Raw genomic sequence first — 20875 nt, forward strand, 5'->3', positions numbered from 1 at the left:
GTGTCGAGATGAGTGCCGACGAAAAGCGAATTCGCGAGTTTGCGTATCAGATATGGGAATCCGAAGGGAAACCTTCGGGCCAGGATGCACGCCATTGGGAAATGGCTCGCAAGCTGGCTGAAGCCGAGGCGTTGGCACCCGACAAGTCCACGGCACGCAAGGCTGCCAAGCCGAAGTTGCCCAAGGTTGACGGTGCTAAAGATCCGAAACCGGCTGCCAGCAAGGCTAAGGCGCCAGCGGCCAAATCTGCACCCAAGCCAGCACCGAAGGCTGCAGACAAGCCTGCGGTAAAACCGGCTCCTGTAAAAAGCAAACCGGCAGCTACCCAGGCCGAACAGCCTGCAAAACCTGCTGCCAAGACAGCGCCTGCTAAACCTGCAGCAAAGCCGGCAGCAAAGTCATCACCCAAAAAACCAGGTAAACCACCCGCGCCTTGATTCCTCCAGGACGCTGCTTGAACCCCGTACCGCAGGGATCACCGTCGCATCGAGTGTGACCTGCGGTAATCCAGACTTATTTCTTCGACTTGTTGAAGCGCCTTTGCTTCGACTGCGGTCTCGGCCGCGCCGAAAAAACACCAGCCGTCAGGAACGCACAATGAACACGCAGTCCAAAAACGCAAAAAAAGAAAGTCAAAAAAGTGCATCCGCACAGGCTGATCAGGTCGAAGCCAGCGTTTCCCGTATTCGCGAAGGTCTTCCCTTCCCGCTGGGCGCCAGTTGGGACGGTCTCGGTGTCAACTTCGCGATCTTCTCGGCTAACGCCACCAAAGTTGAGCTGTGCCTGTTTGACCCGAGCGGCGAAGTTGAACTTGAACGTATCGAATTGCCGGAATACACCGACGAGATCTATCACGGTTACTTGCCTGACGCTCACCCTGGGCTGATTTACGGCTACCGTGTTTATGGTCCTTACGACCCGCAGAACGGCCATCGCTTCAACCACAACAAACTGTTGATCGACCCGTACGCCAAGCAACTGGTGGGCGAACTGAAATGGTCCGAAGCGCTATTCGGTTACACCATCGGCCATCCGGATGGCGACCTGAGCTTTGACGAACGCGACAGTGCGCCATTCGTACCCAAGAGCAAAGTCATTGACCCGGCCTATACCTGGGGCCGCGATCAGCGTGTCAGCGTGCCGTGGGACAAAACCATCCTGTATGAAACCCACACCCGCGGTTTCACCATGCGTCACCCGTCGGTGCCTGATGAATTCAAAGGCACTTTTTCCGGGTTGATGGTGGCCGACGTGATCGACCACATTCGCAAGCTGGGTGTGACTTCGGTCGAGTTGCTGCCGATTCATGCGTTCGTCAACGATCAGCATTTGCTGCAGAAAGGCATGACCAACTATTGGGGCTATAACAGTATTGCGTTTTTCGCCCCTGATCCGCGTTACCTCGCACATGGTAAAATTGCCGAGTTCAAGGAAATGGTCGCGCATATGCACCATGCCGGCCTGGAAGTGATTCTCGACGTGGTTTACAACCACACCGCAGAAGGCAACGAGCTAGGTCCGACCCTTTCCATGCGGGGTATCGACAACGCCTCGTACTACCGCTTGATGCCCGATGACAAACGTTTCTACATCAACGATTCCGGGACGGGTAACACCCTCGACCTCAGCCACCCTTGCGTACTGCAGATGGTCACCGACTCCCTGCGTTACTGGGCATCGGAAATGCACGTCGACGGCTTCCGTTTCGACCTGGCGACCATTCTCGGCCGTTACCATGACGGCTTCGACGAGCGTCACAGCTTCCTCGTTGCCTGCCGTCAGGATCCAGTGCTGCGTCAGGTGAAACTGATCGCCGAGCCGTGGGACTGCGGCCCGGGCGGCTATCAAGTGGGTGGTTTCCCACCGGGCTGGATGGAATGGAACGATAAATTCCGTGACACCGTTCGTGCATTCTGGAAAGGCGATGAAGGCCAGTTGGCGGATTTTGCCGGGCGTATGACCGCCTCGGGCAACATGTTCAACCAGCGTGGTCGCAGACCCCAGGCGTCGGTCAACTTCATCACCGCACACGACGGTTTTACCCTGCACGACCTTGTCTCCTACAACGACAAGCACAACGAAGCCAACGACGAGAACAATCAGGACGGCAGCAACAACAATCTGTCCTGGAACCACGGCGTCGAAGGCCCGACTGACGATCCGCAAATCAATGAACTGCGTCTTCGTCAGATGCGTAACTTCTTCGCCACCCTGTTGCTGGCACAAGGCACGCCGATGGTGGTGGCAGGTGACGAGTTCGCACGCACCCAGCACGGCAATAACAATGCCTACTGCCAGGACAGTGAGATTGGCTGGGTCAACTGGGACCTGGACGAAGACGGCAAGTCGTTGCTCAAGTTCGTCAAACGCCTGATCAAGCTTCGTCAGACCTACCCGATCCTGCGTCGTAGCCGTTTCCTTGTGGGCGATTACAACGAAGAGATCGGCGTCAAGGATGTTACCTGGCTGTCCCCGGATGGCAACGAGATGGGCATCGAGCAATGGGAAGATGCTCACGCACGCTGCCTGGGCATGCTGATGGACGGCAGGGCTCAAGAGACCGGCATTCGTCGGCCGGGGGCCGACGCGACCTTGCTGCTGGCAGTCAACTCGCACCACGACGGGGTCAACTTCACCCTGCCGCAAGTACCGGAAGGCGCACACTGGACCTGCCTGATCGATACCAATCAGCCCGACATGAAAGCCAAGGAGCAATTTGGTTTTGGTGAGCACTACACCATCACCGCCCGCTCGCTGTTGCTGTTTGAATTGCAGCACGATGAACAGCCATGAGCCAGGCGCTGAGTGAGTTTCTTGCCTGGCGCAAGCACGGCTATGCCGATACGCGCGCGCTGGGCGAATGCTTACAGGCGTTGATCGACGAAGGGCTGGACCAACTGCCCTCACCTGCCAGCGGCCAGATACTTGAGCGATGGCAGGCGTTGGCGTGTGTTGCCGGGCATGATCTGGGGCTGTGCAAACTGTATGAGGGCCACACCGACGCGCTGGCCATCATGCAGGAAGTCGGCTTTGGAACTCCGCAGGCGGGAACCAGTTGGGGCATGTGGGCGGCTGAGCCGCCCCAGGCTCGGGTCAACCTACAGCGCAAGGGTGATGTGCTGCACGTCAACGGTCGCAAAGCCTGGTGCTCGGGTGCAGCGGTACTCAGCCATGCATTGATGACGGCTTGGGATGAAGATGGCCAACAGCAGTTGGTCGCCGTCGACCTCAGGCAGTCCGGCGTCAATATTACTCAGGAAGGTTGGCGCGCCGTGGGGATGGGCGCTACCGGCAGCGTCGAGGTGGAGTTCAGCCGCGCTGAGGGCATGGCCGTCGGCAAGCCCGGCGATTACCTGGCCAGACCCGGCTTCTGGCAGGGTGGCATCGGTATCGCGGCATGCTGGTACGGCGCTTCCCGAGCCTTGGCGCAGCGCCTTTTAACGCAGGCCTGCAAATCTCCCGAGCCTCATGCCATGGCCCATCTGGGTGCTGTGGACGTCGCGCTCCACAGCGCATGGACGACTCTGCAGCATGCGGCCCGGACCATTAACCAGTCACCGACCGCTGACGCGCAGCTTTTGGCACGTCGCAGCCGGGCGGTGATAGAACACAGCGCCGAGCAAGTCATTCTGCATGTTGGTCATGCACTCGGTGCAGGTCCTTACTGCAAGGATGCGCATTTTGCCCGACTGATTGCCGATCTGCCGGTCTTCCTGCGCCAAAGCCATGCCGAGCGCGATCTGGCAGCGCTTGCAGATCTAACCACTACGCAAGCATTACCTGCGCCATCACGGATGTGGCAACTATGAGCAAAGACAACCCTATCGTTGGCAGAGGCACATCTCTACAGGCCTGGAATGGCTCAAAGAAACTGGCCGGCCTGCCATCAATCAGCGCAGGTGAACTGGTCCCGGTCAATTCCCGGGCGGTGATCATCGCGCCCCATCCGGATGACGAAGTACTCGGTTGCGGGGGCCTGATGCATCAACTGGCACAACTCGGGCGACCGCTGAAACTGATTTCCGTGACTGATGGCAGCGCCAGCCATCCCGGCTCGGCAACGTGGCCGGCCGAACGTTTGAGCGTGGTTCGTCCGCAAGAGAGCGCTGAAGCCTTGCGCCGTCTTGATCTGCCCATGCACAGCCTGAAGTGGATCCGGGGTGGCTTTGCGGATACCACCGTCGCTCAGCAGGAAGATCAACTCACGGCCTTCATCACCCGCTATCTGCAGCCTACTGATGTGGTGTTCACGACCTGGGCGAGTGACGGACACGCTGACCATGAAGCGGTGGGCCGTGCCAGCGCACGGGCCGCTCATTCTGTCGGCGCATGCCTGCATGAGGTGCCCATCTGGGCCTGGCACTGGGCGTCCCCCGAAGATGAGCGCTTGCCTTGGGAGCGGGCACGCAAAATCCCGCTGCCACCTCAGACCATCGCCCGCAAACGACACGCTGCCCACGCCTTCGCCAGCCAGCTGGAAGGTGACCCGCAGATCGGCCTGGAGCCGGTTCTGGCGGCTGATGTCCTTGAGCGTTTGATGCAACCCTTTGAGGTGGTTTTCCTGTGAGTGTCGATGACCGCTATTTCGAACAGCTTTTTCAGGAAAGTGATGACCCTTGGGCGTTCAAGCATCGCTGGTATGAACGCCGCAAAAGGGCGCTAACCCTGGCCGCCCTGCCCCGCGAGCGTTATGCGTGGGTATTCGAGCCCGGCTGCGCCAATGGTGAACTCAGCGCAGATCTTGCCACCCGTTGCGACCGGTTACTGGTCTGCGACACCAACCGCTCAGCGGTTGAACTGGCACGTCATCGGCTCGCAGCGTTCAACCATGTGCAGGTCATGCAGGCTCGCCTGCCTGAGCAATGGCCGAAAGCACGCTTCGACCTGATCGTGTTCAGCGAACTGGGTTATTACCTGGATGAAAACGATCTGGATCGCTGGATTGATCATGCGTTGGCTTCCCTGACAGAAGACGGTCAAGTGCTGGCCTGTCATTGGCGGCCAGCCATCGAAGGTTGCCCGCTCAATGCGGAGAAGGTTCATGCAATGCTTGCAGCCCGTCTGGACATGACCCGGCTTGTCAGCCATCACGAAGCAGACTTTCTCCTGGAGGTATGGAGTCGTGATGGAACATCAGTCGCAGAAAAGGAAAAGCTACGATGATTGGCGTACTCATTCCGGTTCACAACGAAGATCAGTTGCTAGGGCAATGCCTGCAAACCGTATTAAAGGCGGGAGAGCATCCTGCGCTGGCAGCCGAGCAGGTTGTTGTCCTGGTAGTGCTGGACAGTTGCACGGACGAATCCTCCGCGATTGCGCGGCAATACAACGTCCAGACCGTTGAAGTCAGCGTCCGCAACGTCGGTCAGGCGCGCGCTGCCGGAGCCGCGTTATTACTGGAACAAGGTGCCCGCTGGATTGCCTGTACCGATGGCGACAGCACCGTCGCCGAAGACTGGCTGGTGGAGCAATTGGCGCTGGACGCCGACGCCGTGTGCGGCACCGTGACGCCGGGCATCTGGCAGGACAACATTCCGCTTGAGGCGCAGATTCGCTATCAGCAGGGCTATCAACATCGTGACGGCCATCGCCACGTGCACGGCGCCAATCTGGGCATCAGCGCAGCCGCATATCGACTGGCAGGCGGATTCCCACCGCTGGCCTGTCATGAGGACGTGCATTTGATTCGTCAACTGGAACTGAGCGGTGCCCGCATCGCCTGGAGTTGCCGCCCCAGAGTCACCACCAGCACGCGACTTGAAGCACGTGCCACTGGCGGTTTCGCGGACTATCTGCGGGCACTGGTGGCGGAGCCGGGCTAACGCTCACGGGCCAGGACTGATCAGCGCTTGGCGAAACGCGATCAGGGTTCTTGATGGGCAGTCTGCAAACCACTGTTGCGCAATTCAGGCATGCCCAACGCTTCTTCGAAGAAGCGCACGGCCTCTGCACTGAGGTTGCGATGGATATCTTCCCGGTCGACCCCTTCACGGTCATTGCATATCACCGGCGCTGTCGCGCGTAGCTCATCGCTGCACGGCGCCATGAACACGAAGTGCCCTGCCCCGGCCAATAGCTTGTACTCCGGCGTCTGCGGTAATTTACGCGCCAACGCCTCTGCATTTTGATCCACCGCGAGCAGCTCATCCCCGTCACCGCTATACAGCAACACCGGGACATGCACGTCTGCCAGCGTATGGCGGCCGAACATCAATGTCAGCGGTGCCATCAACATTAGCGCGCCCACTCGCGGATCGGCCTGGGGATGCAGATCGTCGCGATCCAGCAGCAACTCGCCTCCGGTCTTGCAGGCATCCCGATCGTCCGGGCGTTCAGTGCAGTAGTTTTTCAGACGCTGGAGGTCAGGCTGCGCGCCAGCGAGAATCAGGGCGGTTTCGCCTCCTGCCGAGTAGCCAATGACGCCGACCTGATCGGCACTGATGTAAGGCGCCAGTGCCGGATCAAGCAGCGCATTGGTAATCGCTTCGGAGATTTGCAGGGGGCGCCCGTACAAATTGCTGACGCTGCCCAGCCTGCTGTGGTCGTTGGTGTTGTCGCCGGGATGGATGACTGCCACGACGACGAACCCTTGCCTTGCCAATGAAGTGGCCAGGTCATGCAGTGCCAAGGGGGTTCCGGTATTGCCATGGGACAGCAGCACGAGCGGAAAACGGCCCAATGCTATGGGTGCTTCGAGCCCTGCCTCTACGGTGTAACCTTGAATGCTGCTCGACTGCTCAACGGCTGTGGAGGGATAGAACGCGATTGCCTGCATCGGCTGGGAGTCGAGCGGATCAGGGAAGCTGAGGCGGTGGTAGCCGACACTCCAGGTGTCGTCGGCCTGAGCCTGCACTGAAATCAGGCTTTGGGTCAGGCACACCAGCAATAGTGCACAAAGACGTACCATCGGGCGATCCAACCTATGCAGGTCCGAAAGGAAACCATCCAGCGGCGTGACCCGGTCTGGAGCGAGCGTCATGCTCTGTCGCCAGCACTGGTAACAACTGCTTACAGGTATCAGAGTCGCGACTTTGAAATTAGTGCACAAGTTGGGCCAAAAATTGGCGGGAAATTTATGGCTTGGCGCACCAGCGGTGATTGGTCTTGCCTATGTGGACATGATAGTCGTGCTTTGTGTTACAGCTGACCTATGTACATATCCGTTTCCGCGGTAACGGCTGCTTTATTGTTCCGCCCTTACGGCGGGTCACTTTCGAAAAGCGCGAAAGTAACCAAAGCGCTCTTGCCCCACCACTCGGTCCCTCGCCTAGGCTCGGAATTCCCGCCCGAAGATCTAAAACCGTGGGCCGCCGCAACGGGCCATCCATGGCCCAATGCGGCTAACCCGGCGTCCTGCCGGGTTACCCACGGTTTCAGATCTGCGTTCGGCCAGCGTGGTTTAACGGGGCGCCTGAGATCAAAATCAAAAGCGCGGCGGCCTGGCAGCCGACCTGATTGTTCGAACTTGCCGGGCTTCTGTAGGAGCTGCCGAAGGCTGCGAAGCAGTTCATCAGACGACGAAAAGCGTTGGCCGTGATGACGTCTCGCGAACAAGTTCGCTCCTACCGGTCCGCGGTGCAACCGCTGCTTTTGATTTTGATCTTGGGCGCCCCGCTAAACCACGCCGGCCGGAATTCGATACTGCTGCGTTTGCTTACTTTTGGCTGGACCGGCTTCCGGAATCAAAAGTGACGCGCTGTAAAAGCGCCAATAGCAGCCATCACTCCAATAACGGATATGCACGCAAAAACCGCTCACCCACCCACCGGCAACCTCTTCAGCACTTCAACCACCTCATTAGCTGCATTGGACAGCAACGACCCCGGCCGGGCGACAACACTGATACTGCGCTCAACCGCAACCGGCAACCGCACGCACTCGTACAAAGCGCTCGGTTCCGGTAACAAACGACTGGGCAAAATAGTCATGCACTGCCCCTTGCCAACCAGATCAAGCAACGTCGCAACGCAACTGAGCTCACCACGGTGACTCAGACGAACCTGAGCAGCCGCCAACTGACCGTGCAAACGCTCCACACCGGCATGACGCCAGGAAACATAACGGACGCTCTCGCACAGCTCATGAAACGGACGCGGCGTCAGCGAACGGCTTCGCGCAGCCACCAACACATAAGCATCTGCCCATCGCACGTGTTCAACATGATGCTCATCCAGCACAGCACTCGGCAAAATAAGGATATCCGCCGCCTCCCTGCGCAGCAGGTCCAGGCCTGGATGCTGTTCGCTGCCATGCACAACGTTCATATGCACACCGGGATGCAAACGGGTCATGGTCTCGATACACCCGGCCAGCGACGTCTCGTCTATATGATTGCAATAACGAATCGTGACGCTGCCGCTGAGCTCATTTTTTTTAGTTGCTCCAGGGTCGCCAGCAGACTGTCCAGCGTCCGGCTGATGACCTGACCTTCAGGGGTCAACGTGCAACCGGCACGGCTGCGGATGAACAGGCGCTTATTGAAATAGTCTTCGACTTCTTTGATGGCATAACTGATGTTCGACTGGCTGCACCCCAGAATCGCCGCAGCTTCCGAAAAGGAACCGTGGACAGCAACGGTCTGGACGACTTTGAAGAAATGGGTATTCATTATTTCCTGCACTCTAGCGTAAGCGTTGAAGGCTCTGGACTGCACGTTGGAGGGAGATAGTGGCGCGCCGCAAGCCTGATGTGCCAGCTTGTTGCGAAAAACGGTGGGAGGTCTGGCGTGTATCACGAAGGTCAGCAGGCAGTCATCTGGCCGACCACGTCAGCCAGATGTTTAACGCAGTCAGCGTCAGTCGTTTTCAGTCCAGTCGAAATCCATCTGCAACGCAGTACGCTCCGCCAGCTCGCGACTGTGCAGACGCTCCACCAGATGCAGGCTCATGTCGATGCCAGCGGAAATACCGGCCGACGTCACGAACGCGCCCTCATCGACCCAACGCAGCGTGCTGAGGACGTCCACCGAAGGAAACATCTCCTTCAAGTCGTCAATGTCCTCCCAGTGAGTGGTCACCTGCTTACCGGCCAGCTTGCCGGTCTTGACCAATAGAAAGGCACCCGTGCAGACTGCCGCCACGACGCGCTCAGGCGCGCATTGGCCGGTGATCCAGCGAATCACGTCAGCCTTTTCCAGTTCGGCATTGACCACGCCTCCCGGAACAATCAGGCAGTCGATCACGGGGTGGTCATTGATCGAGTGGTCCGGGTCGACTTTAAGTCCGGCACGGGCCCGAATCGGGTCGGTTGTGCGACCAATGGTAAATACGTTGAACAACGCCCGGTCATCGCGGCTTTTGCGCAAATGCATGCGGGTCGCGGTGGTGAAGACTTCGTACGGACCTGCGAAGTCAAGAACTTCAACGTCGTCATAGACGTAGATACCGATGTTGATAGACACGAACGTACTCCCTGGATCGCACCGGCGACCGCTGGCAAATGTTGAGGCAACCGCCTGATTTCAGGGCTTCAGGTTAACCAGTACATTTGCACCGCACTACTGGCGGAAATGCCAATATCCGGTAACATCGTGCCATGAAAAATCATCTCGTCGTCGCCCTCATCTACAACCAGCTGTGCACCTTTGAATTTGGCTGCACGGTAGAAGTGTTCGCCCTGAAGAGGCCTGAGCTGGGAGTCACCTGGTACGAGTTCGCCACGTACCCGGTGGATGAAGGCGAGATTACCGCCGCAGGCGGCATTACCATCGTGCCTACTCCGGGCGAAGTGCTGCTGGAGAATGCCGACACGATCATTGTGCCCGGCTGGCGCGGCGTCGAATCGGAGGTCCCAGCCAGGCTGATTACCCAGTTGCAGGCCGCTCATGCCCGAGGTGCACGCATCTGTTCGATCTGTACCGGTGCATTTGTACTGGCCGCGGCAGGTTTGCTGGAAGGTAAACGCGTCACCACCCACTGGCGCTATACCGACCTGCTGGCCAGCATGTACCCAGAGCTGACGATTCAGCCCAATGAGCTGTATGTCGATCAGGGGCAGATCGTCACCGCAGCGGGTTCTGCTGCTGGCCTGGACATGATGCTGCATCTGGTACGCAACGATCATGGTGCCAAGGTCGCGAACATGGTTGCACAGCGAATGGTGATCCCGCCCCATCGCGAAGGTGGTCAGTCGCAATACGCTTCACGCCAGTTGGTGTCGTCCAGCGAAGGGCCAATTTCCAAGCTGATGGACTGGATTCGAAGTGACCTTAAACGCCCGCACAGTATCAAGGAGATGGCCGACCACGCGGCCGTCAGCACCCGCACGCTGCATCGCAGTTTCATGGAAAGTACCGGCCTGACCCCCAATGACTGGCTGCTGGGCGAACGTATCGCTTACGCCAAGGAACTGCTGGAGTCTTCCAACATGCGCCTGACCGAAGTCGTGGACGTCGCGGGGTTCGGTTCCGAGGAGTCATTCCGCCGCCACTTCCGCAACATGGTGGGTATCAGCCCCAGCAGCTATCGCAAGCAATTCACCCGGGCTTGATCAGTCGCGGCGATAAATCGCCGCGACCAGCGCATCCGGAAACTCGCCCCAGGCACCGGCGACGGCGGTGTTGGTCATCGCTATCAAGCTCACCCCAGCCTGCGGGTCGACCCAATAATGACAACCATACACGCCACACCACGACCAGGTTCCAACCCCCTGTAGTTGCCCGGCCTGAGCCGGATCAGTCAATAACAAAGGACCGAGGCCGAATTTCCAGCCGGGTCCCCTGCCCTCGATGAGCACATCGCCAATCGCATTACTGAGCAATCCCGACGTGCTCGCATGGCTCAATAACGGCGCGCCCCCTTGTCGCAAGCACTCCAGCAACCGCAAATAATCATCGGCACTGCCGACCATGCCTGCACCGCCAGACGGCCACGCTTGCGGGTTTGTATGACGGCAGGCCGAAACTCTGGCCCTGCCGTTTTCCAGAAGCAGTTCATCAGTGCGCCCCATACGTGTGGGCAGATCCGCATGATCCTTGTAGGCACTGGCGAGGGCTTGCGGACCTGCGACGTGGAAACCGCTGGCGCTCATACCCAGCGGCCGGGTTACCCAATGGGCAATTGCCTCGGGCAACGTCATGCCGGTGACACGTTCGATGACCACCCCCAGTACATCGGTGGCGACTGAGTAACACCATGCACTGCCTGGCTCGAACAGCAAAGGAACGCTGGCCAGTCGCTTGAGGTTTTCAGCCTGGTCAAAGGCCACGATGTCCAGTCCGTCACTGACTCCGGCCTGCTCGTAGGCGTTGCCGCGAGGCAAGCCGAAGCCGTACGCCAGCCCTGAGGTGTGGGACAACAAATGGCGCAATGTGATGATCGGGGCCACGCCATTGACCAGCCTTGGCACAAAATCCGGCAGCCAGCGTGTTACCGCATCATTCAGGCGCAGCATGCCGTGCTCTTGCAGGCGCAGAACACAAACTGACGTGATCAGTTTGGTCAACGACGCAAGCCTGAAACGGTGCTCACGGGTGACGGCAATCTCTGCCTCGCGATCTGCCCAGCCCCGGGCAGATGCATAACGGACCACCCCATCCTGCGCCAGCAACAACACGCCTCCGACAATCCGCCCCCGCTCGACAGCGCCCTGCCAGACTGTATCGAGGCGTTTGATCGTTGCCTCATCGATGATCAAACGCTGATCAATGGCCATGAACGGCCTTGCAGAATATCTTTGCATACGTCTGCGCTGAGTGGCGGATCGGATTGGTATGCGAGCAGCCGTCGGCAAACGCCATTTCGCCAATCAGTTCCGCGTCACGTTCATCGATACCCAACTCGCCAAGGGTATGCGGGATGCCGATCTGCTCACGCAACGCCAGCAGCCATTCCATCACCCCATTAAACCCGGGCTTGGAAAGACGAAGCGCCAAGGCCAGTTCCTCCATTTGCGGACCGAGCGCGGGCTGATTGGCCTGTAACACATAAGGCAGCAGAATCGCGTTGAGCAACCCGTGGTGGTGGTCATACAACGCGCCGAGTGTCTGGGCAATGGCGTGCACACCACCAAGTCCGCGCTGAAAGGCAGCGGCGCCCAGGCAGGAAGCAACGAGCATTTCCTGCCGCGCCTGTACATCACGGCCGTCAGCCACAACCTGTGGCAAGAACTGCTTGATCATCTGCATGCCCTTGACCGCCACCGCTTCGGCCATCGGGTGATAGACCGGCGAACAGTACGCCTCCATGCAATGAGTCAAGGCATCTACACCGGTTGCAGCGCTCAGGTGAGCCGGCAAACCGAGGGTCAGGTTGGCATCAAGAATGGCCACTCGCGGCATCATCCGGATATGCAGAATGGTGCGCTTGACCCGTGCCTGCTCATCGGTGATTACTGCAGCACGGCCTGTTTCCGAGCCAGTCCCGGCAGTGGTCGGCAGCGCAATAATGGGGGCAATACCGTGCGGGTCAGCACGCAAGTGGTTTTCACCAATGTCTTCAAAATCCCACAGCGGGCGCGTCTGCCCGGACATCAGGGCGATGGCCTTGGCGGCATCCAGCGCAGACCCACCGCCGAAAGCAATCACCCCGTCGTGCCCACCCGCCTTGTAGGCGTGTAGCCCTTCAGCCACGTTAGTGCCGGTTGGATTGCCTTTGACCTGATCAAACAGACCGCAATGCCCAAGTGCTCCGCGGCAGTCGGCCAGCGCCTGTTGAATCATGTCGGTACCACCGAGGAATCGGTCGGTCACCATGAGTGGCCGCCGGATGCCGCTGACTTCGCAAGCCTGAGCCAATTCCCTTACCCGGCCAGGCCCCACCCGAATTGAAGTGGGATAGTGCCAATCATTGCTTTGCATGGTGTTCGTCCTTGTTCAAATGAATGAGAGTCCGGGAAGGCGGCATTCCTGACGGCAAAAAGGCGGCGAATTTAATGGCCTCTTCCCGAATAAATTCGGTCCCACGGGTTCTGTGTGAAATCCGCTGATCAGACCGGCCACAGACCAATCAGCAAGCGCAGACCAAAAGCGACCATGAACAACCCGGTAATGATGTCGATGGTCTTTTTCATGCGCTGATAGCGGGCTTGTACGGCGGGAATGGAAAACAGCGTGGCAAGTAGCACGAACCATGAAATGGCCAGCACCGCGATGATTGATACCCCGGCAACACGCACCCACGTCGGCAACCCAGGCGTCGACACTGTGGTGAAAACGCTGGTGTAAAAGGCCAGCGCCTTGGGGTTGGTCATGTTGGTCAGCAAACCGAAGCGGTAGGCCCTTCCCAGGCTGCCGATGCCCAGTTCGCCAAGGTTGCGCGGCTTGGGTTGTGCGCCAGCATTGCGCAGGCTCTTGCTGCCCAGCCAGATCAGATACGCGCCACCCAGCAACTGCAACGCGGGTTGCGCCCATGGCAATTGCTGGAACACCAGACCCAGGCCGGTACAGGCCAGCAACGCCCAGATAATGCTGCCTGACGCGACGCCCAGCCCGGCACAGATCCCCTGTTGCCTGGACTGGCTGAATGACAGTTGAGTAATGACCAGAAAGTTCGGGCCGGGGCTGATAATCAGCACGATAAAAGCGCCAGCGAGCGCGGTCAGCAAAGTGATCTCGACCATGGAGATAATCCTTTTTTAACGGAGAGTTTCAAGTGATGGCGTTCAACCGCCGGGGCTAATGCACAGCGCAACCGGGGGCTTCGGCATGCAGCGCCCTGAGACAGGCCTGCACCGCAACATGCGCCTCCAGCGGCGCCTTGCAGGCCGGATCGGGTGTCGGCACGTAATGGTTGTAGAAACGGCTGCCTTCGACTGCGGGCCCCAGCACCCAGAGGTGCTGGTTGACGGTCCCGTCACGCCGTATGGCGCGGTTTGAGGTATCAATGGCGACGCCATCCGCCGGGTACGGATGAGCCATCCTGATCAATCCCTGCCTCAGCAAGTCGTCAATCAAGGCGCAACGGTTCTGGCTCAAGCCGCTGTGAGCATTGCGGGCCCGGACCAGGCTATCGACCTCAAGGTTATCGGTCTCATTGATAGCCATCGGCGCTAGCAGCCTGACCACTCCGGCATCGATCAGCGCCAGCAAATCCTCGTAGCGCTCCTTCTGCGGTCCGCCCACCAGACGATTGCCGAGCCTGGCCCACTCACCGTAAAACGCCTGGGTCGAGCAATCACTCAGGCCGTTGTGATCCACCGCCAGGCGCAACAGGTCGCGGCAATCACGCCAGACCTCCAGCGCCTGCGTGAGCGGGCTGTTTTCGATCCCAAGGCGGCTGCGGGCCAGATCATTGGCAATCCATTCGCGAAACCAATGCGGGTAAGTGTGCGGATCGCCCTGCCAGCCTTGGGTATTCAAATAGTCCTGCGGATCGAACCCGCCAAACGCCTCAGCCAGCGTTGCGAATACTTCGGACCGTGCTTCAGCGCTGCTCGCCCCCTGAAGTACCCGGCGAACGTCCTCTGCTCGCTCAGCTTGTTGCAGACGAGCCATGGCGACATAAAAAGCCCCGCGCATTTCATCCTTGATCAGCGGCAGCACATGGTGAACGAAGTCCAGCCGGCCATCGCAGCAGGTTTCACGCTGCACTGCGATGGCCTGAGCGGTGAAGAACATGCGCTGCGGCACAACCGCTGACGGAGTCCATTGCGGTCGGCAATGAAAGGGCAGGCCCGAACGGGAAAACAGCTCAATCTGCGGCTCCAGCCCTGAAGGCGTGTAACGCCAGCCCGCCAGGCTGTCGTCCCGTTCGAAGCGCCCGCCCCGGCCTTCGGTCAGCGCTGCAATGCAGTCCATTGCGCTCAATCCCAGCCCCTCAACCGCGACGCGATCACCCGTACATTGCACGGCAGGTTGCGGCGTATGTCCGGTCGTCACGAAAACCGCATCGGCCTCACAGCGCTGCCCGTCAGCGGTGTGCAGATAAAAGCCCCGATCACCAGGCGTCGGGCAACAGCCAGTCACAATGCCCCGGTGATGGCGGACGTCCACGTGCGCCGGGCATAACCGCAACAGGTAGCGGTAGCAATCACGCAGGTAACGACCGAGCAACTTGCGCGGTACGAAGTCACCAAACCCGATGGGCCTTCCCGCGTGGCTGTTGCTGACATGGCCACGCTCATCCAGTCGTAGCTTCTCAGCGGTGCACCATTGCAAGAACGTCAGGCCAGGAGGATCACCGGCTTTCCACACTGGAAAGGCCGAGGAGAATGCCGACAACTGGCCCGCCATGGTGTTGAGCATCAGGTAGTCAGGCTGCTCGGGCGCATGTAGACCGCTACCGGGCGGCTGCGGGTCGAACAGCTCGATAACCAAAACCTCTTGGGGATTGATTCGGGCCGCACGGATCAATTGCTCCAGCACACTGAGGCCTCGGGACCCCATGCCGATGATAGAGATGCGTTTCGCGTCGATGTTCATTGGCATGGGCATCACCAGCGCTTCGATTCGAAGAAGAAGTTTGCGACCGGCAATGCGCTGCCCTGCTCCAGCGCGCGCTCATAAACGCGCTTGCCCACCGCCAGATCGAGCACGCCCAGCCCGAATGGCGAGAAGATCGTAGGCCTGTCCGGGCTGACCTCCACATCACCGAGCATGAGTTGCGCCAGCGTACCGGTGATAAACGAACGGCTCTGATAACGCTGCACGGCGAGATCCGGCGATGTCCCGGCCTTCAGACAATGCTCGACATCATCAACAATGTTATTGGCCTCGGCGATGATTTCCGGGCCAAGATCGCGCAGGGAAATGTTCAGCAGAATCTGCTCAGGCCGAAATCGCTGTTCGATCACATAAGGACTCGGTGCGGTGGTGGCGAACACCACGACGTCGGCCTGCAATGCCGTATCAAGGTCTACTGCCTGGCAGGCCAGCTCATGCTGCACAGTGGCATGACCGATCAGCGCGGCCGCTGAACCGGCATGCACATCGAAGACGTCAAGCGTATCGATCTGCCAGCCATCGCTGACGAACATGTCGAGGATTGTTCTGGCAATGAATCCCGCCCCCACCACAGACAGGCGAGCGATCTTTCTGTGTTGTCTGCTCAGCCAACGGGTGGCCAGTACTGCCGACGCTGCCGTGCGCATCGCACTGATCCGGGACGCTTCCAGGCAGGCGTAGGCGTATCCGGTACGGGCATGGTTGAGCAGCAAAACCGCCGAGGCGCGTTGCAGGCCGGTGTCGATGTTGCCGGGGAAGCTGGAAATCCACTTGATGCCACTGACCGGCTGCTCCCCGGACAAGCTGGCGGGCAAGGCGATAATTCGATTCGCCGGGGCGTGCGGGAAGCGCAGGAAATAGCTGTCGGGGTTAATGCTGCGCCCGGCGTGATGCTCCAGATAAGCCTGCTGAACGTCGTCGATGCACGCCACCGGATCTTCAGCAAGAATCTGCGCAACGGTTTTGCCGTCGACCACATGAAACGCCGATTGCTTGAGCCGCTCGCTACGCAGATCGGTGGTCAGCGAGGGTTCAATCGACAGGTCGTCCAGCTTCATCTGCAGAACCTGACCGCCGAAGCGTTGCTCCACCCACAAGTCATCGTAGAGCGTGTCGAGATATCGCTCCCCCCAGTCAGGCGACAACGCGACCACTACAGAACCGGGTTCAATACGCTCGCGCCAGGCGTGTACTGCGGCAATGACCGTGGCGGTGGATCCACCCACCAACAGCCCCTTGCTGCGCGCCAGCACACGGCACATGGCGATGGTTCGCTCTTCGGGGACCATCTCCAGATAATCGATGCCCTCGGCATTGAAAATCGGCGGCCGCTGACTGGTGCCCAGACCCGGAATAAAGCGCTTGCCGGGCGGCGTATCGAAGGTCACCGAGCCGACGCTGTCCACTGCAACAATCACCGTGGCCGGGTGATGGCGGCGGAAATACTGCACACAGCCCATCAGCGTGCCTGTGGTGCCTGCGCCGACAAACAGATAGTCCACGTGGCCAAAATGCCGGCCGATGGACTGTGCTGTCGTTCGCGCATGCGCACGAGGGTTGGCAGCGTTTTCGTACTGGTTGAGCCAGACGTAACGCGAGTCAGCCGCAACCTTCTGACGTATCAGCGCGATGCGCGTACCGAGGAATCCCCCGTTGGCATCCGGCTCATCGACTTGAATCACTTCGGCACCGTACGTGCGCATCAAGCGGATGTTGTGATTGGAGCTGTTGGGGTCGACCACACAGGTGAACCTGATCCCGCGCTCAGCGCAGATCATCGCCAGCGCGACACCCAGATTGCCCGACGACGACTCGATCAGAACCGTATCCGGGTTGATCTGGCCACGAGCACACAGATCATCGACCAGGCCAACGGCGGTCTTGAGCTTGATTGAGCCCGCCGGATTGAGAGATTCCAGCTTCAAAAAGAACTCAGGCCCAACGCCTTTGACGTTGAGAAAGGTCTGGTCGTGGACGATATCGGAAATGTTGTTGTAGGTAGGGGTCATGTCATTCAGCCAGAAGCGGTTTGTGGGTTTGCGCCTGTACAGCCCGTTCAAGGCCTTGAGCAATGCGCCCGGCGCGCAATGCCATCAGCGAAAAAGACTGGCTGTCGCTGATGCCATGGCTGCGTTCCGAAAGGCCGTTGACCCACACCCTCACGTTGCATTGCCCTTGAGTGGCCACGCGATAATCGCGATCGATCACCAGCCCGCCATCCAGATCGGCCTTGAGCCAGGGCTGCAGGTTGCTCAACAGCGGCGGCAGCACAGGCTGCTGATAGCCAGTGCCCAGCACGATGACGTCCACCTCCACGACCTGACTGAGCAAACTGAAGGTATCGGTCAGGGTGACCCGGTAACCGTCAGGCGTTTTTTCCAGTTGACTGATTTCGCTGTAGGCATGGGTTCGCAGACGCTGACGCCCGGCAATGCTGTCCTCGTAAATCACGGAAAACAGCTTCTGGCTTTCATCCGGATCAATCCCGGCGTAATTGGTCGAACTGCTCCACTGCAAAAACTGCTGGCGGGCCTCAGGGGCCAGGCTGTGGAAGTAATCGACGTGGTCCGGGGCAAAAACCCGATTGGGGAACTGGCCCAACTGGGTCAATTTGAATCCCGCAGAACGGTGCACCGAATGCACGAGAAGATCGCTGTCACGGGAGATCAGCTCCAGCACCGACTCGCTGGCGCTCTGCCCCGAACCGAGTACCAGCCAGCGCTTGGGCAGGGAGTTACCAAACGCCTGCAAACGGGTCAGAAACTGCGAAGTGTGAAACAGCGTTGCCCCCGGCAAGCCGGAAAACTGCTCGGGTATGCGCGGCGTGCTGCCGCTGGACAGCACGATGTTACGGGTCTCGAAACTGCCCTTCTGCGTCTCGATCCGCACGAGGCTGAGGCGGCCATCGCGGATCACCGGCAGAATTTCCCTGACCGGTGCGTTGAAGTGTGTGTGGCTGTCCACTTGCGCCGAGACCCAGCGCAGATAGTCCGACCACTCATGACGGCTGGCGGGACGCCCGAGCAAGCCGAAATCGAACAGGCGGCCTTTGTCCTTGAGGTACATCGCAAACGAAAACCGACTGCGCGGATTACGCGGTGTCACCAGGTCACGAAAGACGTGGTGGTTGATGTCGGTGCCACTGAGCAACAACTCACGATGCCAGTGAGTCTCGTGAGCCGCTTCGAGAAAACACAGGGAGAGGTCGCCTGGCGGCGTGCCAACTTCCCGTGCGTCTTCAAATACGCACGACAGCGCGATCCCTGCCGGGCCAAAGCCGATGCATACGGCGTCTGCGTGAGCGACTCCGGGTGTTGATGCGTTCATTTGCGTTCCATCCATAGTGTTGAAGGCATGAGGGTTGAGGGCGTTGTCGAATCGCTGGACCCGTTTTCAGCGCACGATCCGGTTACCGCGCGCAGACCGTGGGGACCGACCTGCCATAGCCGGTTACAGGCGCCTCTGAGCTCACCTTGATCGAAGCTGACGTCGCCCAAGGGCGTGCTGAACGTTGTGTGATTGAGGGCCTGAAGCAGATCGGCGCGGCGCCACTCACGGTTCGCCAGCACTCCCAGCACGTGAAACAGCAGCAGGCTCTCCCGGTAGTAGGTTTCGGGGGCCGTCTCGAACAGCGCCTGGTGCTGGACGGTGCCGTGGCAACGATCTGAGTCATCATCGGGATGGCCGAAACCGATAACCCAGGTCGTGGAATCGTCGACGGCGGCGTTACCCAGCCAGCGCGAGGCCGCGTCATCAGTGAAAATCAGCGGCCTCAGGCTGCCGCTGGCGCGACGTTGCCGCCAATGGTCACGGCTGCTGCGCAGGCGTCCGGCAAAAACCTCCACCTGCGCCTGTTCACGCTCATCGGTCTGCGCTACGCCGTAATCGCCTGCCACCTGAGCGATACCCTTGGCAAGCGCCCGCCCATGAGCACTTTGATCGGCGACGACATGAAGGGTTTTCCAGCCTTTGGCCCTGATCCAGCCCACTAAGTCCCTGGCCAGTTGGCGATCCGATGGGCAGAAGCGAAACACGTTGTGGTGGTCACGCGTCAGGCAATCGATGGTCGCCGCAGGGGTCAGCAGTGCAATACCCGCCTGCCGATAAACCGCCGCCGCACTGAGCGCCGCGTCGGATGAAAAATGCCCAACCACCAGATCAACGCTGGCCGCGACCATTTCACGGGCGACCTCTTCGGCACGCACAGGGTCGGCACCGTCATCCAGAAAGTGCCACTGCACGTGCGCGAGGCCCGGAATGAAATTGCGCGCCACACACAGCGCCCGCAGAAAGGTCCGGGCGTGCGGAGTGTCAGCAGGATCGAACAAGGCAGACACGCCGACCTTGAGCCTCTTCATGGCTGCACCCCAACCGCTGCGTCAGGCAGCATGGCTCGCAGTGGCGAGAGTGCCGACCAGTCTTGATCGAGTGGTGTATTCAGCAGATGTCGCTGCACCTGTTCCAACGCAATACAGGCAATGCCCGGAGCAAACTTGAAGCCAAGGCCGGACATGCCCGTGGCCAGAAACAGCGGGCTGTCTTCGCCAATAAATCCAAGCAAAGGCCTGCCATCAGGGCTGTAGCTATCGAACCCCGGCAACACATCCAGCACCTGTGAATGAGTGCAGCCGGTCAGTTGGCGTACTCGCCTCGCCGCATCTTGTTGATTACGCGCGTCAGTGGGCGGCAGCTCACTCGGGGACACTCGAATATCGCGAAAACCGCAACCGGTCTGCGCGATATGCCGCGTCAGCGGGATCAGATAACTCTGGCTGACCGCGTCTATGATCGGCATATCGCAATCTGCGTCGGTCAGCACCCTGGCCAGGGGAATCGAGCGGGTCTCCAGCGTCAACTCCGGCACCCATTGACGACTCCACCCGCCCGCCGCCACCACCAATGCACGGCAGCGCAGCGTACTGGCGCCCAGCCCGATATGAACCTCGTGTCGGGAGTGGCAAGCAATCGATTGCACCTCGCAATGCTCCAGCAACAAGCCGTTGCTGCGCACCACGTCAGCGAGCAGATGCGTCGCCAGCCGTACATGACCGACGCAGGCATGGGGTTCGAAAAGAATGACCCGCTCACCTTCCGGAACCGGCGCGAATGGCATGCCGTTGAGTTCCTGAGTTGCAATCAGGCGCATGGGGTATTCAGCGCTGGCGTGTCGTTCAATTGCGCGCTGAAGCGCGTCCGTCTGCTCGGGCGCAGCGCAGTAAATCGCACCGCTACGCTGCAACGCTCTGGCGTAAGTACTCGCGAAAATACCGTTGTGTATCTGGCCGATGGAAAACGCTGCGAGGTCCATCAACAACGGATCAGGGTCGTACAGGCGCACCAGACCACCCGAAAAGCCACTGGCCCCGCCAGCACCGACCACGCCTTTTTCGATCAGGGCAACCGCCATTCCGGCACTGCTGAGCCGGGCCGCAATACTTGCGCCGATAATCCCGGCGCCAATCACTGCGACGTCATAGTCCATAAACATGAGTGATG

General features: G+C 59.6%; 19 protein-coding genes. 7 read left to right on the top strand and 12 right to left on the bottom strand.

Going from position 1 to position 20875, the window contains the following annotated elements; all coding sequences use genetic code 11:
• Window positions 1-8 precede the first annotated feature (8 nt).
• The 6 genes from EE949_RS05930 to EE949_RS05955 all read left to right on the top strand — a co-directional run bounded on the left by EE949_RS05930 (window position 9) and on the right by EE949_RS05955 (window position 5822).
• A complete protein-coding gene (locus EE949_RS05930; protein WP_122663422.1) occupies window positions 9-437 on the top strand; it encodes a DUF2934 domain-containing protein in 429 nt (142 codons plus the stop codon).
• 160 nt (window positions 438-597) lie between these two features.
• On the top strand, window positions 598-2793 hold the full coding sequence (gene glgX / locus EE949_RS05935; protein WP_122663423.1) for a glycogen debranching protein GlgX: 2196 nt from the start codon (window positions 598-600) through the stop codon (window positions 2791-2793).
• Complete coding sequence (locus EE949_RS05940; RefSeq protein ID WP_122663424.1) at window positions 2790-3809, top strand: acyl-CoA dehydrogenase family protein; 1020 nt, start codon at window positions 2790-2792, stop codon at window positions 3807-3809. The genes glgX and EE949_RS05940 overlap by 4 nt, the downstream gene beginning before the upstream one ends.
• Entirely contained in the window at window positions 3806-4567 is a 762-nt protein-coding gene (locus EE949_RS05945; RefSeq protein WP_122663425.1) for a PIG-L deacetylase family protein, read from the top strand. The genes EE949_RS05940 and EE949_RS05945 overlap by 4 nt, the downstream gene beginning before the upstream one ends.
• Window positions 4564-5163 carry an SAM-dependent methyltransferase gene (locus EE949_RS05950; protein ID WP_122663426.1) on the top strand — a complete coding sequence of 200 codons (600 nt, stop codon included), beginning with the start codon at window positions 4564-4566 and terminating at the stop codon, window positions 5161-5163. Before EE949_RS05945 ends, EE949_RS05950 begins: the two co-directional genes overlap by 4 nt.
• Window positions 5160-5822, top strand: a complete 663-nt coding sequence (locus EE949_RS05955) for a glycosyltransferase (protein ID WP_122663427.1) — start codon at window positions 5160-5162, stop codon at window positions 5820-5822. The genes EE949_RS05950 and EE949_RS05955 overlap by 4 nt, the downstream gene beginning before the upstream one ends.
• Before the next feature lie 41 nt (window positions 5823-5863).
• Here the strand turns inward: EE949_RS05955 and EE949_RS05960 are convergent, their stop codons facing one another.
• The 4 genes from EE949_RS05960 to EE949_RS05980 form a co-directional block, all read right to left on the bottom strand.
• Window positions 5864-6907 (bottom strand): alpha/beta hydrolase family protein, encoded by a 1044-nt coding sequence (locus tag EE949_RS05960; RefSeq protein WP_122663731.1) that lies wholly within the window; start codon window positions 6905-6907, stop codon window positions 5864-5866.
• An 847-nt stretch (window positions 6908-7754) separates the two neighbouring features.
• Complete coding sequence (locus EE949_RS05970; RefSeq protein ID WP_240350346.1) at window positions 7755-8312, bottom strand: LysR substrate-binding domain-containing protein; 558 nt, start codon at window positions 8310-8312, stop codon at window positions 7755-7757.
• An 11-nt stretch (window positions 8313-8323) separates the two neighbouring features.
• Window positions 8324-8608, bottom strand: coding sequence for a LysR family transcriptional regulator (locus EE949_RS05975; RefSeq protein ID WP_122663429.1), 285 nt, complete (start codon window positions 8606-8608; stop codon window positions 8324-8326).
• Window positions 8609-8794: 186 nt separating this feature from the next.
• Window positions 8795-9400 (bottom strand): DJ-1/PfpI family protein, encoded by a 606-nt coding sequence (locus EE949_RS05980; RefSeq protein WP_122663430.1) that lies wholly within the window; start codon window positions 9398-9400, stop codon window positions 8795-8797.
• 134 nt (window positions 9401-9534) lie between these two features.
• Here EE949_RS05980 and ftrA point away from each other — a divergent pair, with 134 nt between their 5' ends.
• Entirely contained in the window at window positions 9535-10488 is a 954-nt protein-coding gene (gene ftrA / locus EE949_RS05985; protein ID WP_122663431.1) for a transcriptional regulator FtrA, read from the top strand.
• On the opposite strand, the gene EE949_RS05990 is transcribed toward ftrA, so the two are convergent.
• The 8 genes from EE949_RS05990 to EE949_RS06025 form a co-directional block, all read right to left on the bottom strand.
• Complete coding sequence (locus EE949_RS05990) at window positions 10489-11652, bottom strand: serine hydrolase domain-containing protein (RefSeq protein ID WP_122663432.1); 1164 nt, start codon at window positions 11650-11652, stop codon at window positions 10489-10491.
• Complete coding sequence (locus EE949_RS05995; RefSeq protein ID WP_122663433.1) at window positions 11642-12796, bottom strand: iron-containing alcohol dehydrogenase; 1155 nt, start codon at window positions 12794-12796, stop codon at window positions 11642-11644. Before EE949_RS05995 ends, EE949_RS05990 begins: the two co-directional genes overlap by 11 nt.
• Window positions 12797-12924: 128 nt before the next feature.
• On the bottom strand, window positions 12925-13557 hold the full coding sequence (locus EE949_RS06000; protein WP_122663434.1) for a LysE family transporter: 633 nt from the start codon (window positions 13555-13557) through the stop codon (window positions 12925-12927).
• Window positions 13558-13612: 55 nt separating this feature from the next.
• Window positions 13613-15358 carry an FAD/NAD(P)-binding protein gene (locus tag EE949_RS06005; RefSeq protein WP_122663732.1) on the bottom strand — a complete coding sequence of 582 codons (1746 nt, stop codon included), beginning with the start codon at window positions 15356-15358 and terminating at the stop codon, window positions 13613-13615.
• 11 nt (window positions 15359-15369) lie between these two features.
• Complete coding sequence (sbnB, locus tag EE949_RS06010; RefSeq protein ID WP_122663435.1) at window positions 15370-17388, bottom strand: 2,3-diaminopropionate biosynthesis protein SbnB; 2019 nt, start codon at window positions 17386-17388, stop codon at window positions 15370-15372.
• A 1-nt stretch (window position 17389) separates the two neighbouring features.
• Window positions 17390-18706 (bottom strand): SidA/IucD/PvdA family monooxygenase, encoded by a 1317-nt coding sequence (locus tag EE949_RS06015; protein ID WP_122663436.1) that lies wholly within the window; start codon window positions 18704-18706, stop codon window positions 17390-17392.
• A complete protein-coding gene (locus tag EE949_RS06020) occupies window positions 18703-19737 on the bottom strand; it encodes an ABC transporter substrate-binding protein (RefSeq protein ID WP_122663437.1) in 1035 nt (344 codons plus the stop codon). The genes EE949_RS06015 and EE949_RS06020 overlap by 4 nt, the downstream gene beginning before the upstream one ends.
• Window positions 19734-20867, bottom strand: a complete 1134-nt coding sequence (locus EE949_RS06025) for an NAD(P)/FAD-dependent oxidoreductase (RefSeq protein WP_122663438.1) — start codon at window positions 20865-20867, stop codon at window positions 19734-19736. Before EE949_RS06025 ends, EE949_RS06020 begins: the two co-directional genes overlap by 4 nt.
• Window positions 20868-20875 lie beyond the last annotated feature (8 nt).

This window comes from Pseudomonas viridiflava (assembly GCF_900602065.1).
Taxonomy (GTDB): domain Bacteria; phylum Pseudomonadota; class Gammaproteobacteria; order Pseudomonadales; family Pseudomonadaceae; genus Aquipseudomonas.